This is a genomic window from Klebsiella sp. K-Nf6 (genome assembly GCF_002806655.1).
GTDB classification, from domain to species: Bacteria; Pseudomonadota; Gammaproteobacteria; order Enterobacterales; family Enterobacteriaceae; genus Klebsiella; species Klebsiella variicola.
Genome location: NZ_PIBN01000001.1, coordinates 261,926 through 273,469, shown reverse-complemented (window position 1 = coordinate 273,469; position 11,544 = coordinate 261,926). Strand labels below are relative to the sequence as shown.

Sequence of the window (11,544 nt, the reverse complement as noted above, 5' to 3'; positions counted from 1 at the left end):
CACCTACAGCTGGAGGCCTTGATGAGTCCCTTTTTACGCGCCTATTTTTCCCGTCTGGGCTGGACGGGTGAGCCTGAAGTATCCATTGATACCCTGCGGGAACTGCATCTGCAGCATAACAGCGCCATCCCCTTTGAAAACCTCGACGTCCTGCTGCCGCGTGAGATCCACCTTGACGATCGGGCGCTGGAAGAGAAGCTGATCGCTGCCCGCCGCGGGGGGTATTGTTTTGAACAGAATGGCCTGCTGGAGCGCGCGCTGCGCGAGATAGGCTTTAATGTCCGCAGCCTGCTGGGCCGCGTGGTGCTGGCCAATCCGCCGCAGATGCCGCCGCGTACTCACCGTTTATTGCTGGTGGAAGTGGCGGGCGAGCGCTGGATCGCCGACGTCGGCTTCGGCGGCCAGACGCTGACCGCGCCGATCAAACTGCTGGCCGATATCCCCCAGCAAACGCCGCATGGCAGCTATCGTCTGGTGCATGAAGGGGATGAATGGACGCTGCAGTTCAACCATCACGAGCACTGGCAGTCGATGTACCATTTCGATTTAGGCCGCCAGTATGCGTCTGATTATGTGATGGGCAACTTCTGGTCGGCGCACTGGCCACAGTCTCACTTCCGTCACCATCTGCTGATGTGCCGTCATCTGCCGGATGGCGGCAAAATGACCCTCACCAATTTCCACTTTACCCACTGGGAGAATAACCACGTGGTGGAGAAGATCGATTTTGCCGATGTCTCCGCGCTGTATGAAGCGCTGCAGACCCGCTTCGGGCTGGGCGTGGACGATCCTAAACATGGCTTTAGTGAAGCGGCGCTGGCGGCGGTAATGGCGGCGTTCGATACCCATCCGGAAGCCGGGAAGTAAATTTCCTCATGCCCGGTGGCGCTGCGCTGACCGGGCCTGGGGGAAAGCTATCGAATGAAGATAGAAGCGTTTATGTAGGCCGGATAAGGCGTAGCCGCCATCCGGCAAACTAACGGCGCAACGGGGTCAATGGCCTCCGCCAGCAGTCAGTGCCCGCGATGGATCCATGCCACGCCCTGGCAGCGTCCGCTAAAACAATTCCATGGTAATCATCTTATTCAAATAACGGCTAAACGCCGCCTCATCCAGGGCCTGGGTACCAAGGGCATAAATCCCGTCGAGGCCGCACACCATGGCGATAAAACGCCAGGCGATATCCGCCGGTGGTTCGGACGATCGAAATTCGCCGCAGGCGAGGCCCTGCTCGATGATGGCGACGGTCTCTTCATGCCACATGGTCATGGTCAGCAGGTAGGCCGCTTTGATATCCGGGTCGCTGTCGGCCAGCACCTGGCCTTCGCGCCACAGGCGGATATAGGGTTCCAGTCGGCCATCTTCGCTGCCAATCATCGAGAATAACCGCTCGCGCCAGCTGGCGTCTTCGGCCACCAGCGGCATATCGAGCATCTCGCGGATCAGACGGATGAAAACCTGCGATTTCAGCTCGCCGATGGAGGCGAAGTGGTGGTGCAACTGCCCGGCGGCCACCTCGGCTTCGCGGGCGATCTGCCGCACGGTCATGGCGGCAAAGCCCCCGCGCAGCGCCAGCCGCATGGCGGCCTGCATAATCCCTTCCCGTCGTGCATCCCGCTGTAAATAGTGCATAGAACCCCGCTGTCATCTGACTTTGGCCGAGTGTAACAAAAAGTTGGACATATGTTCAACAATCCGGCAGGATCGCCATCCTGGACATGTGTCCAATTTCCAACATTGATTGAGGTACAAGCTATGTCACGGCAATGGATGACGCTGATGGCGATTTTACTGGTTTATATTCCGGTGGCGATTGACGCCACGGTATTGCATGTGGCTGCCCCGACGCTCAGCGTCGCACTGGGTAGCAGCGGTAATGAACTGCTGTGGATCATTGATATCTACTCCTTAGTCATGGCCGGTATGGTGCTGCCGATGGGCGCCCTCGGCGATAAAATTGGCTTCAAGCGCCTGCTGCTGCTCGGCAGCGCCATTTTTGGCGTCGCCTCGCTGTGTGCCGCGCTGTCGCCGACGGCCCTGACGCTGATTGCCTCACGCGCTTTGCTGGCGGTGGGGGCGGCGATGATCGTCCCGGCGACGCTGGCTGGGATCCGCAGCACCTTTGCCGAGGCCAGCCAGCGCAATATGGCGCTGGGTCTGTGGGCGGCGGTGGGCTCCGGCGGCGCGGCCTTTGGCCCACTGGTGGGCGGCATGCTGCTGGAGCATTTCTACTGGGGGTCGGTATTCCTGATCAACGTGCCGATCGTGCTGGTGGTTATCGCCATTAATGCGAAGGTGGTGCCGCGCCAGCCCGCGCGCCGCGAACAACCGCTCAATCTGCTGCAGGCGCTCATTTTAATTGCCTCGATCCTGATGCTGGTGTTTAGCGCGAAATCGGCGCTGAAGGGCCAGCTGGCGCTGTGGCTCACCGCACTGGTGGCGATCGGCGGGGCGGCGATGTTGACCTGGTTTATCCGCAAGCAGCTGTCGGCGGCCCGCCCGATGGTGGATATGCGGCTGTTCACCCATCGTATTATTTTAAGCGGGGTGATGATGGCGATGACGGCCCTGATTACTCTGGTCGGTTTTGAACTGCTGATGGCTCAGGAGCTGCAGTTTGTGCATCAGAAAACGCCGTTCGAGGCGGGGATGTTTATGCTGCCGGTGATGGTCGCCAGCGGCTTCAGCGGTCCGATCGCCGGAATACTGGTGTCGAAACTGGGACTACGGCAGGTCGCGACGGGCGGAATGTTGCTCAGCGCCTTCAGCTTTCTTGGCCTCGCGCTTACGGATTTCAGCACTCAGCCGTGGCAGGCGTGGGGGCTGATGACATTGCTGGGCTTCAGCGTCGCCAGCGCGCTGCTGGCCTCCAGTTCCGCGATTATGGCGGCGGCGCCGAAGGAGAAAGCGGCGGCGGCCGGGGCGATCGAAACCATGGCCTATGAACTTGGCGCCGGTCTCGGCATTGCGCTGTTCGGCCTGATCCTGACCCGCAGCTACAGCGCCACCATTGTGCTGCCGCCTGGCCTGAACGATGCTATGGCACAGCAGGCGTCGTCGTCGATTGGCGAGGCGGTCAGTCTGACCGAGGCGCTGCCCGCCGGGGTGGCCGAAGCGCTGATGGCGGCGGCGAAGGCGGCCTTTACCCAGGCTCACAGCCTGGTGCTGGCGACGGCGGGCGTACTGCTTCTGCTGCTGGCCGCCGGCATCTGGCGCAGTCTGGCGAGCGTGGCGAAACCGCAGTCAACGCTATAGCTGTAGCGACAGGTCCATCGCCGCGCGTCGAAGCGGGGCGAGGGCCTTCTCTTTTAACGCCGCGGCGCTGATCGTCGCGGCGGGGACTCCGACATTCAGCGCCGCCACCACCTGGCCATGGCGCGACAGCACGGGCACCGCCAGCGAACACAACCCTACCTCAATCTGCCGGTCGGCGAGGGCATAGCCCTGCATGCGCACCCGGGCAATCTCTGCACGTAAACCAGCCATATCGCACAGAGTATGCGGGGTATAGCGGATTAACGCTGCTCGTGACAGCGTCACTTCAAGCTGCTCCTCCGGCAGCGCGCTCAGCAACACCCGTCCCATAGAGGTCGCCCACGCCGGCAGGCGACTGCCGCGCCCCAGGTCGACGCTCAGTAAATTATTGACTGCCGCGCGGGCGATATAGAGCACGTTGTCGCCGTCCAGCGTCGCCGCTGAGCAGGATTCGCCGAGCGCTTTGCCAAGGCTATCCAGCGCCGTTTGCGCGACTTTCGCCAGCGGCGTGCCGGCCAGATAGGCGTGGCCGACGGCCAGCACCCGGGGCAGCAGTTCATAGCTGCGGCCATCCGGGCTGTGCACCATGCCCAGCGCGGCGAGGGTATACAGGCAGCGGCGTACCGCCGCGCGGGAGATTTGGGTTTTCTGGCTCAACTGGGAAATGGTCAGCCGCTGGCGCTGGGGGGTAAAAGCGTTAAGGACCTCCAGCCCGCGGGCCAGAGACAGCATAAAGTTGGGATCGTGCTCGGCCTGCCTGGCGCTCAAGGTGGTGGGGGTATGGTCACGCATTGATTCCCTCTCCGTTGCAATGCAAAGCTCACGGGGCATCACTATACCGTGCGCCAACCGCACCGTCCTGAATTGTGCCGGATTTACCACCGCGATCACATTATTAACTGCCTTTTAACAAACATGCCGATAATCGCACAACATTTCGATTATCGCCGTTGACCATCGGCCAGGCTGAACCCTATTGTCAATGGCACACACCTCCCCGTTATGGATGTGGGTACAAAAAGTTATACATCTCACCAGGAACCGAAAATGACCGCCACCGTAGAACGTATTGAGAGCTGGATAGTGGATGTCCCGACCATCCGGCCACACAAGTTATCGATGACCACCATGGGCTGCCAGACGCTGGTGATCGTCCGCCTTACCCGCTCCGACGGCATCTGCGGCATCGGCGAAGCCACCACCATTGGCGGCTTGAGCTATGGCGTCGAGAGCCCGGAGGCCATCTCGTCGGCGATAACCCATTATCTGACGCCGCTGTTGAAAGGGCAGCCGGCCGATAACCTGAATGCGCTGACTGCCCGCATGAACAGCGCCATTAAAGGCAACACCTTTGCGAAGTCCGCCGTTGAAACCGCGCTGCTGGATGCGCAGGGCAAAGCCTTAGGGTTGCCGGTGTCGGCGCTGCTCGGTGGGGCGCTGCAAACGGCGTTGCCGGTGCTGTGGACCTTAGCCAGCGGCGATACCGCGAAAGATATTGCCGAAGGGGAAAAACTGTTAGCCGAGCGCCGCCATCATGCGTTCAAACTGAAAATTGGCGCGCGGGAATTAGCCACCGACCTGCGTCATACCCGGGCCATTGTGGAAGCGTTAGGCGATCGCGCCAGCATCCGCGTCGATGTTAACCAGGCCTGGGACGCCGCGACCGGCGCGAAAGGCTGCCGCGAACTGGCAGCGATGGGCGTCGACCTCATCGAACAGCCGGTCAGCGCCCACGATAATGCCGCACTGGTGCGCCTGAGCCAGCAAATTGAAACTGCGATCCTCGCGGATGAAGCGGTCGCGACCGCCTACGATGGTTATCAGCTGGCGCAGCAGGGCTTTACCGGCGCTTATGCCCTGAAAATCGCCAAAGCCGGGGGACCGAATAGCGTGCTGGCGCTGGCCCGCGTCGCGCAGGCGGCGGGGATTGGCCTGTATGGCGGCACCATGCTGGAAGGGACCGTCGGTACCGTCGCCTCGCTGCACGCCTGGTCGACGCTGCCGCTGCAGTGGGGCACCGAGATGTTCGGCCCGCTGCTCCTCAAAGACGATATCGTCAGCGTGCCACTCACCTTTGCCGATGGACAGGTAGCGCTCCCGCAGACGCCAGGGCTCGGCGTGGAGCTGGATGAAGACAAGCTACGCTTCTATTCCCGTAAAGCATAACAGGAGTAAATAATGCTATTTAAAGTGGAGATGACCGTTAATATTCCGCTCGGTTTTCCTGCCGCCGAAGCGGATGAAATTAAACAACGCGAAAAAGCCTATTCGCAGCAATTACAACGTGAAGGCAAATGGCGACATATCTGGCGCGTCGCCGGTCTTTACGCCAATGTCAGTATTTTCGATGTTCAAGATGCCGAAGAGTTACATCAAATTTTAATGGGATTGCCGCTGTATCCTTTTATGGATATTCGCGTCGAGGCGCTATGCCGTCATCCCTCGTCTGTTCGTGAAGACGATAGCTAATAATAATAACATCTGTCCTCATGCCGGGAACACCTGGCAAATATCCTACAACGATAAGAGAGAATAATTATGAGTAATGCTTTCGTACAACAAGAAGCCGTGCAGAAATTATTACGTGAAGGCGCGGGGTTAAATGTCCCTGGCGGTAACGAGCGATTTAAAGCCATTGTCCACCGTCTGCTGGAGAATATCTGCACGCTGATCGACGACTATAACGTCAGCGAAGAAGAGTTCTGGCATGCGGTGAACTACTTGCACGAACTGGGCGGCCGTCAGGAAGCGGCGCTGCTGGCGGCGGGGCTGGGACTGGAGCATTTCCTCGACCTGCGTCAGGACGCCATCGACGCGGCGGCGCGGCGGGAAACCGGTACCCCACGCACCATCGAAGGACCGCTGTATGTGGCCAATGCGCCGCTGGCCGACAGCCACGCCCGGATGGATGATGGCGCCGATGCCGGGGAAGTGATGTGGCTGCATGGTCAGGTTAAAGATAATCAGGGCCAGCCGGTAGCCAATGCCATCGTTGATATCTGGCATGCCAATACCCTGGGCAATTATTCGTTCTTCGATCAGAGCCAGAGCGACTACAACCTGCGCCGGCGGATCCGCACCGGCGCCGATGGCCGCTACAGCGTGCGCAGCATCATGCCATCCGGATACGGCTGTCCGCCGGATGGCCCGACGCAGAAGTTGCTGGACCAGTTAGGCCGCCACGGCAACCGCCCGGCGCACATTCACTTCTTCGTCTCCGCGCCGGGCTATAAGCATCTGACCAGCCAGATTAACCTCAGCGGCGATAAATATCTGTGGGATGATTTTGCCTTTGCCACCCGCGACGGTCTGATTGCCGACCCGGTAAAAGTGACCGACCGCGAGACCATCGCGCAGCGCGATCTTGAGGGAGAGCACACCGAGGTCTGTTTTGATTTCACCCTCTGTAAAGCCCTGAACGCCGACGAAGAGCACCGCGGCTCGCGTCTGCGCGCCAAAGAGTAATCGGTTTTACTGGCCACGGGCACGCTGCTGCCCGGGCCGGATATTGCACCCGAAAACGACAAATTCACCCTGTTTCTTTCATCCTGAATCCTGCAGGAGGGACTGACTCATGCAAAAAACGCTCTCAGCGCTCAAAGACAAAATCACCAACGCGTTAATTGTCGACCGTGAAAATCATATCTACCGTTGTCATCGTTCTATATTTACCGATCAACAGTTATTTGATTTCGAAATGAAAAATATATTTGAAGGGAATTGGGTTTTTCTTGCCCATGAAAGTCAAATCCCAGAGCCGGGTGACTATTATACCCTGACGCTGGGGCGCCAGCCGGTTATTATTACCCGCGATAAAAAGAATGAACTGCACGCGTTAATTAATAGCTGCGCCCACCGCGGCGCGATGTTATGCCGACGCAAAAGCGGAAATAAAAACTCATTTACCTGTCCGTTCCATGGCTGGACCTTCAGCAATAATGGCAAATTATTAAAAGCCAAAGATGAGAGCACCGGCGGTTATCCTGAAACCTTCAAACAGGAAGGATCTCACGATCTGCAAAAGTTGCCGCGCTTTCAGTCTTACCGCGGTTTCTTATTCGGGAGCCTCAACGCCGACGTGCAGTCGCTGGAGGAGTATCTCGGCGAAACCCGCAAAATCATCGATCTGATCGTCGATCAGGCGCCGGACGGGCTGGAAGTGCTGAAGGGCTCGTCGAGCTACGTTTACGAAGGCAACTGGAAGCTGGGCGCGGAGAACGGCGCCGATGGCTATCACGTCAGCGTGGTGCACTGGAACTACGCCTCAACCATGTCACGCCGCAACTATGAAGCGGAAGGGACGCATGCGGTTGACGCCAACGGCTGGTCAAAGAGCGTCGGCGGCGGCTACGGTTTTGACAATGGCCACATGCTGCTGTGGACCCGGGCGCTGAACCCGGAAGTGCGCCCGGTGTATGCCCACCGCGAGCGTCTGCAGGCGGAATTTGGCGAACGACGCGCCGACCAGATGGTCAACGAAACCCGCAACCTGTGCCTTTATCCCAACGTCTATCTGATGGATCAGTTTTCTACCCAGATCCGCGTGATCCGCCCGATTGCGGTGGATAAAACCGAAGTCACCATCTGGTGCTTTGCGCCAAAAGGGGAATCTGACCAGGCGCGGGCGCTGCGCATCCGCCAGTATGAAGATTTCTTTAACGTTAGCGGCATGGGGACGCCGGACGATCTGGAAGAGTTCAGCGCCTGCCAGCGCGGCTATCTTGGCGAAAATCTGCCCTGGAGCGATCTGAGCCGCGGCGCGCTGCGCTGGGTCGATGGCCCGGATGAGCACGCCAGGCACGCGGGCTTCACGCCACGACTCAGCGGGGTGAAATCGGAAGATGAGGCGCTGTATATCGCCCATCATCACCACTGGCAAACGGTGATGCTGGCGGCGCTGGAACAGGAACAGCAGCGCTACGACCAGTCGATTACCCAGCGCGTGGAGGTGGCCTGATGCTGAATCTCGAACACGTTCGTCAGTTTCTCTATTACGAAGCCCGCCTGCTGGATGACCGTCAGTGGGACGAATGGCTGAGCTGTTACAGCCCGCAGGTGGTCTACTGGATGCCGGCGTGGGGCGACGATGACCAGCTGACGCGCGACCCGCAAAAAGAGATTTCCCTTATCTACTACCCCAACCGTGAAGGCCTGGAAGATCGCGTCTATCGCATTAAAACCGAACGTTCCGGCGCCAGTACGCCGGAGCCGCGCACCACGCACATCATCAGCAATGTTGAACTGATGGGCGAAAGCGACGAGGGGCTGGCGGTGCGCTACAACTGGGTCACCTGGAGCCATCGCTATCAACACACGGACGCTTATTTCGGCTCTACCTGTTGCACGCTAATCGAGCAGGACGGCAGGCCGCAGATCGTGCGCAAAACGGTACGCCTGAATAACGACTATATCCGTCAGGTGATTGATGTTTACCACATTTAAGAGGCGCTTATGACCTTCAATATTGCTCTTAATTTTGAGGACGGCATTACCCGCTTTATTCAATGTAATGCCGGGGAGAAGGTGCTGGATGCCGCCTATCGCCAGAAGGTGAATCTGCCGATGGACTGTTCGGACGGCGTTTGCGGTACCTGCAAATGTCACTGCGCCAGCGGTGAGTACGACCTGGGCGAAGATTATCTCGACGAGGCGTTAAACGACGACGAAGCGCAGGCTCGCCAGGTGCTGACCTGCCAGATGGTCCCGACCAGCGACTGTGTGATCGACGTGCCGGTGGCCGCCGCGCAGTGTAAAACCGCGCTGACCAACACCGGGGCGGAGGTGCGGCAGGTGAATTGTCTGTCCGATACCGCCATCGAACTGGTGGTCGCCCTGGATGAGCCGCTGGCTTTCCTGCCGGGGCAATATATCAACATTCAGGTACCGGGCACGCCTCATGTGCGCGCCTACTCATTCAGCTCGCTGCCGGGTTCTCTCGAAGGGCGCTTTCTTATTCGTAACGTGCCTGGCGGCATGATGAGCCAGTGGTTAACCCAGCAGGCGCGGCCCGGCGATCGTCTGATCCTCAGCGGGCCCATGGGCAGCTTCTATTTGCGCCACGGCGAACGCCCGCTGCTCATGCTGGCGGGCGGTACCGGGCTGGCGCCGCTGCTGTCCATGTTACACACCCTGCAGACACAGGGCAGTCAGCGCCCGGTAACGCTACTGTACGGCGTGACCCGCGATTGCGATCTGGTGAAAACCGACGCGCTGGATGCGTTTAACCAACAACTGACGGGATATCGCTGGCTGCCGGTGGTAGCCGATGAAAACAGTACCTGCCCACAGCGCGGTTTTGTCACCGACCATCTTGACGACGCCATGCTGAATAACGGCGACGTCGATATCTATCTTTGTGGGCCGCCGCCGATGGTCAACGCGGTCGCCACGACGCTGCGCGACAGAGGCATTTCCCCGGCAGGCTTCTGGTATGAGAAATTTATCGCCAGCCAGAGCGCGGCGGCATAAGGAGGCAGTATGCGTTTTACCGATAAGGTCGTTGCCATTACCGGCGCGGCGCAGGGGATTGGCCGCCAGACCGCGGAGCAGGCGGCAGCCGAAGGCGCCGCCCTGTTGCTGATTGACCGCTCGCCTTACGTACACGAACTGGCTGCCGTTCTAGCCCAGTCCGGAAGTCAGGTACTGGCGCTGGAGGCTGACCTTGAGCAGTGGCAGAGTACCGAGCAGGCGTTTGCCGCTGGGATCGCGCATTTTGGCCGCCTCGATGTGTTAATCAATAACGTCGGGGGGACTATCTGGGCGCGGCCGTTTGCCGAATACCAACCGGAGCAGATCGAGAAAGAGATCCGCCGCTCGTTGTTCCCCACGCTGTGGGGCTGCCGTGCGGCGCTGCCCTGGATGTTGAAGCAGGGGAAAGGCAGCATCGTCAATATCTCGTCGGTGGCGACGGCGGGGGTGAACCGGGTGCCTTACTCGGCGGCGAAAGGCGGCGTGAACGCGCTGACCCGCTCGATTGCCATGGAGTACAGCGGCAGCGGTATTCGGATTAACGCCGTCGCGCCGGGTGGCACCGAGGCGCCGCCGCGTCTGACGCCGCGCAACGATGAGCAGCCGAGCGAGCAGGAAAAGGCGTGGTATCAGCAGGTGGTCGATCAGACGGTGGCGAGCAGTCTGATGCGCCGGTACGGCACGCTGGCGGAACAGGCGAACGCGATCCTGTTTCTCGCCAGCGATGAAGCCAGCTATATCACGGGTGTGACGATACCGGTGGCGGGCGGCGATCTCGGTTAGCGGCGGGTGGCGTACCAGCAGAGCAGGGAGCCGAGACACACCATCCCGGCCCCCTGCCAGAAAGACCACGACAGCGTGGCGCTAAGCAGGACAGCCGCCAGCGCGGAAGAGAGCACCGGCGTGAAGTACGAGGCCGCCGCCAGCAGGCTGACGTTGCCGTGCAGGATGCCAACGTTCCACGCCGCGTAGGCCAGCCCCAGCGCCACGGAGACCGTCATCAGCTTAATGACTACCGCCCAGCTAAACAGCATCGGCGGCTGGTCGCTGGCGAGAAATTTCAGCCATAGCGTCAGGGCGGTTAACAGGACAAAGAGGGTAATGCCATTTTTACCTTTGGCGTACTTCGCGGTCACCGTGCAGTACGCCGCCCAGATAAACGCGCCGACAAACGCCAGAATGTAGCTGAGTGGGCTGGACACCACGTTATTGATGATTTCCTCGGGGTTGAGTCCGTGCTCACCGCCAAGTACCCAGCTCACGCCAAACAGCGCCAGCACTAAACCGGGGATCACCAGCCAACTGCTTTTCTGGCCATTAAAGAGAATGGCGAACAAAATCGTCAGGCTGGGCCACAGGTAATTGACCATCCCCACTTCAATGGCCTGCTGGCGAGTGGCGGCGAACCCCAGCGACAGGGCGAGGCAGATTTCATAGCTGACAAACAGCACGCTGCCGGCCAGCAGATAGCGGCGCGGGATCTGGCGCAGGTTGGGAAAGCCAACGGTAAAAATGAGCAGCAGGCCGCTGAGGCTATAAATCATCGCCGCGCCGCCAACAGGGCCTAACCCTTCGCTAACGCCGCGAATCAATCCGACCATCGTGCTCCATAAGATAATGGCGGCGAAGCCTATTGATGTCGCTCTCTTTTTTTGCATATTTAACCTGATAGTGACGCAAACGCAGCCGGAATTTATAACACCTTTTGCCGGTCGATGGTCGATATTTCCCGCCGGCGTTAACTCTTTGGTATTAGTCAAACTCGTCGCCGCTGACTATTAAGGGGGCGAGCGTTTTCGACCTTGATTTGACGCAAATAAA

Annotated in this window: 12 protein-coding genes; 9 read left to right on the top strand and 3 right to left on the bottom strand. The window is 59.4% G+C overall.

What is annotated here, in order from left to right; genetic code table 11:
• Positions 1-21: 21 nt before the first annotated feature.
• The gene (gene nhoA, locus CWM61_RS01305) at positions 22-867 is read left to right on the top strand and encodes an N-hydroxyarylamine O-acetyltransferase (RefSeq protein ID WP_064169264.1); all 846 of its coding nucleotides are present in this window, start codon (positions 22-24) and stop codon (positions 865-867) included.
• A 189-nt stretch (positions 868-1,056) separates the two neighbouring features.
• Here the strand turns inward: nhoA and CWM61_RS01300 are convergent, their stop codons facing one another.
• A complete protein-coding gene (locus CWM61_RS01300; RefSeq protein ID WP_100630554.1) occupies positions 1,057-1,632 on the bottom strand; it encodes a TetR family transcriptional regulator in 576 nt (191 codons plus the stop codon).
• Positions 1,633-1,755: 123 nt separating this feature from the next.
• Here CWM61_RS01300 and kmrA point away from each other — a divergent pair, with 123 nt between their 5' ends.
• Positions 1,756-3,255, top strand: a complete 1,500-nt coding sequence (gene kmrA, locus CWM61_RS01295; protein ID WP_061154453.1) for an efflux MFS transporter KmrA — start codon at positions 1,756-1,758, stop codon at positions 3,253-3,255.
• On the opposite strand, the gene CWM61_RS01290 is transcribed toward kmrA, so the two are convergent.
• Positions 3,250-4,086, bottom strand: a complete 837-nt coding sequence (locus CWM61_RS01290) for an IclR family transcriptional regulator C-terminal domain-containing protein (protein WP_162677452.1) — start codon at positions 4,084-4,086, stop codon at positions 3,250-3,252. The genes kmrA and CWM61_RS01290 overlap by 6 nt on opposite strands.
• A 171-nt stretch (positions 4,087-4,257) precedes the next feature.
• On the opposite strand from CWM61_RS01290, the gene CWM61_RS01285 reads away from it, so the two are divergent.
• The 7 genes from CWM61_RS01285 (at position 4,258) to CWM61_RS01255 (ending at position 10,506) form a co-directional block, all read left to right on the top strand.
• A complete protein-coding gene (locus tag CWM61_RS01285; protein WP_165785227.1) occupies positions 4,258-5,421 on the top strand; it encodes a muconate cycloisomerase family protein in 1,164 nt (387 codons plus the stop codon).
• Positions 5,422-5,433: 12 nt separating this feature from the next.
• Entirely contained in the window at positions 5,434-5,724 is a 291-nt protein-coding gene (gene catC / locus CWM61_RS01280; protein WP_061154455.1) for a muconolactone Delta-isomerase, read from the top strand.
• A 69-nt stretch (positions 5,725-5,793) separates the two neighbouring features.
• The gene (gene catA, locus CWM61_RS01275) at positions 5,794-6,720 is read left to right on the top strand and encodes a catechol 1,2-dioxygenase (RefSeq protein ID WP_074385724.1); all 927 of its coding nucleotides are present in this window, start codon (positions 5,794-5,796) and stop codon (positions 6,718-6,720) included.
• A 109-nt stretch (positions 6,721-6,829) separates the two neighbouring features.
• Positions 6,830-8,212 carry a Rieske 2Fe-2S domain-containing protein gene (locus tag CWM61_RS01270; protein ID WP_100630552.1) on the top strand — a complete coding sequence of 461 codons (1,383 nt, stop codon included), beginning with the start codon at positions 6,830-6,832 and terminating at the stop codon, positions 8,210-8,212.
• Positions 8,212-8,697 (top strand): benzoate 1,2-dioxygenase small subunit, encoded by a 486-nt coding sequence (gene benB, locus CWM61_RS01265; RefSeq protein WP_100630551.1) that lies wholly within the window; start codon positions 8,212-8,214, stop codon positions 8,695-8,697. Before CWM61_RS01270 ends, benB begins: the two co-directional genes overlap by 1 nt.
• Positions 8,698-8,706: 9 nt before the next feature.
• On the top strand, positions 8,707-9,723 hold the full coding sequence (benC, locus tag CWM61_RS01260) for a benzoate 1,2-dioxygenase electron transfer component BenC (protein WP_100630550.1): 1,017 nt from the start codon (positions 8,707-8,709) through the stop codon (positions 9,721-9,723).
• 9 nt (positions 9,724-9,732) lie between these two features.
• On the top strand, positions 9,733-10,506 hold the full coding sequence (locus CWM61_RS01255) for a 1,6-dihydroxycyclohexa-2,4-diene-1-carboxylate dehydrogenase (protein ID WP_100630549.1): 774 nt from the start codon (positions 9,733-9,735) through the stop codon (positions 10,504-10,506).
• Here the strand turns inward: CWM61_RS01255 and yddG are convergent.
• Entirely contained in the window at positions 10,503-11,381 is an 879-nt protein-coding gene (gene yddG, locus CWM61_RS01250) for an aromatic amino acid DMT transporter YddG (protein WP_100630548.1), read from the bottom strand. The genes CWM61_RS01255 and yddG overlap by 4 nt on opposite strands.
• Between the last annotated feature and the right edge of the window lie 163 nt (positions 11,382-11,544).

Bases quoted from the DNA above. Each gene is read 5' to 3' on its own strand.
- nhoA (WP_064169264.1), top strand. From the start codon at position 22: ATGAGTCCCTTTTTACGCGCCTATTTTTCCCGTCTGGGCTGGACGGGT.
- CWM61_RS01300 (WP_100630554.1), bottom strand. From the start codon at position 1,632: ATGCACTATTTACAGCGGGATGCACGACGGGAAGGGATTATGCAGGCC.
- kmrA (WP_061154453.1), top strand. From the start codon at position 1,756: ATGTCACGGCAATGGATGACGCTGATGGCGATTTTACTGGTTTATATT.
- CWM61_RS01290 (WP_162677452.1), bottom strand. From the start codon at position 4,086: ATGCCCCGTGAGCTTTGCATTGCAACGGAGAGGGAATCAATGCGTGAC.
- CWM61_RS01285 (WP_165785227.1), top strand. From the start codon at position 4,258: ATGGATGTGGGTACAAAAAGTTATACATCTCACCAGGAACCGAAAATG.
- catC (WP_061154455.1), top strand. From the start codon at position 5,434: ATGCTATTTAAAGTGGAGATGACCGTTAATATTCCGCTCGGTTTTCCT.
- catA (WP_074385724.1), top strand. From the start codon at position 5,794: ATGAGTAATGCTTTCGTACAACAAGAAGCCGTGCAGAAATTATTACGT.
- CWM61_RS01270 (WP_100630552.1), top strand. From the start codon at position 6,830: ATGCAAAAAACGCTCTCAGCGCTCAAAGACAAAATCACCAACGCGTTA.
- benB (WP_100630551.1), top strand. From the start codon at position 8,212: ATGCTGAATCTCGAACACGTTCGTCAGTTTCTCTATTACGAAGCCCGC.
- benC (WP_100630550.1), top strand. From the start codon at position 8,707: ATGACCTTCAATATTGCTCTTAATTTTGAGGACGGCATTACCCGCTTT.
- CWM61_RS01255 (WP_100630549.1), top strand. From the start codon at position 9,733: ATGCGTTTTACCGATAAGGTCGTTGCCATTACCGGCGCGGCGCAGGGG.
- yddG (WP_100630548.1), bottom strand. From the start codon at position 11,381: ATGCAAAAAAAGAGAGCGACATCAATAGGCTTCGCCGCCATTATCTTA.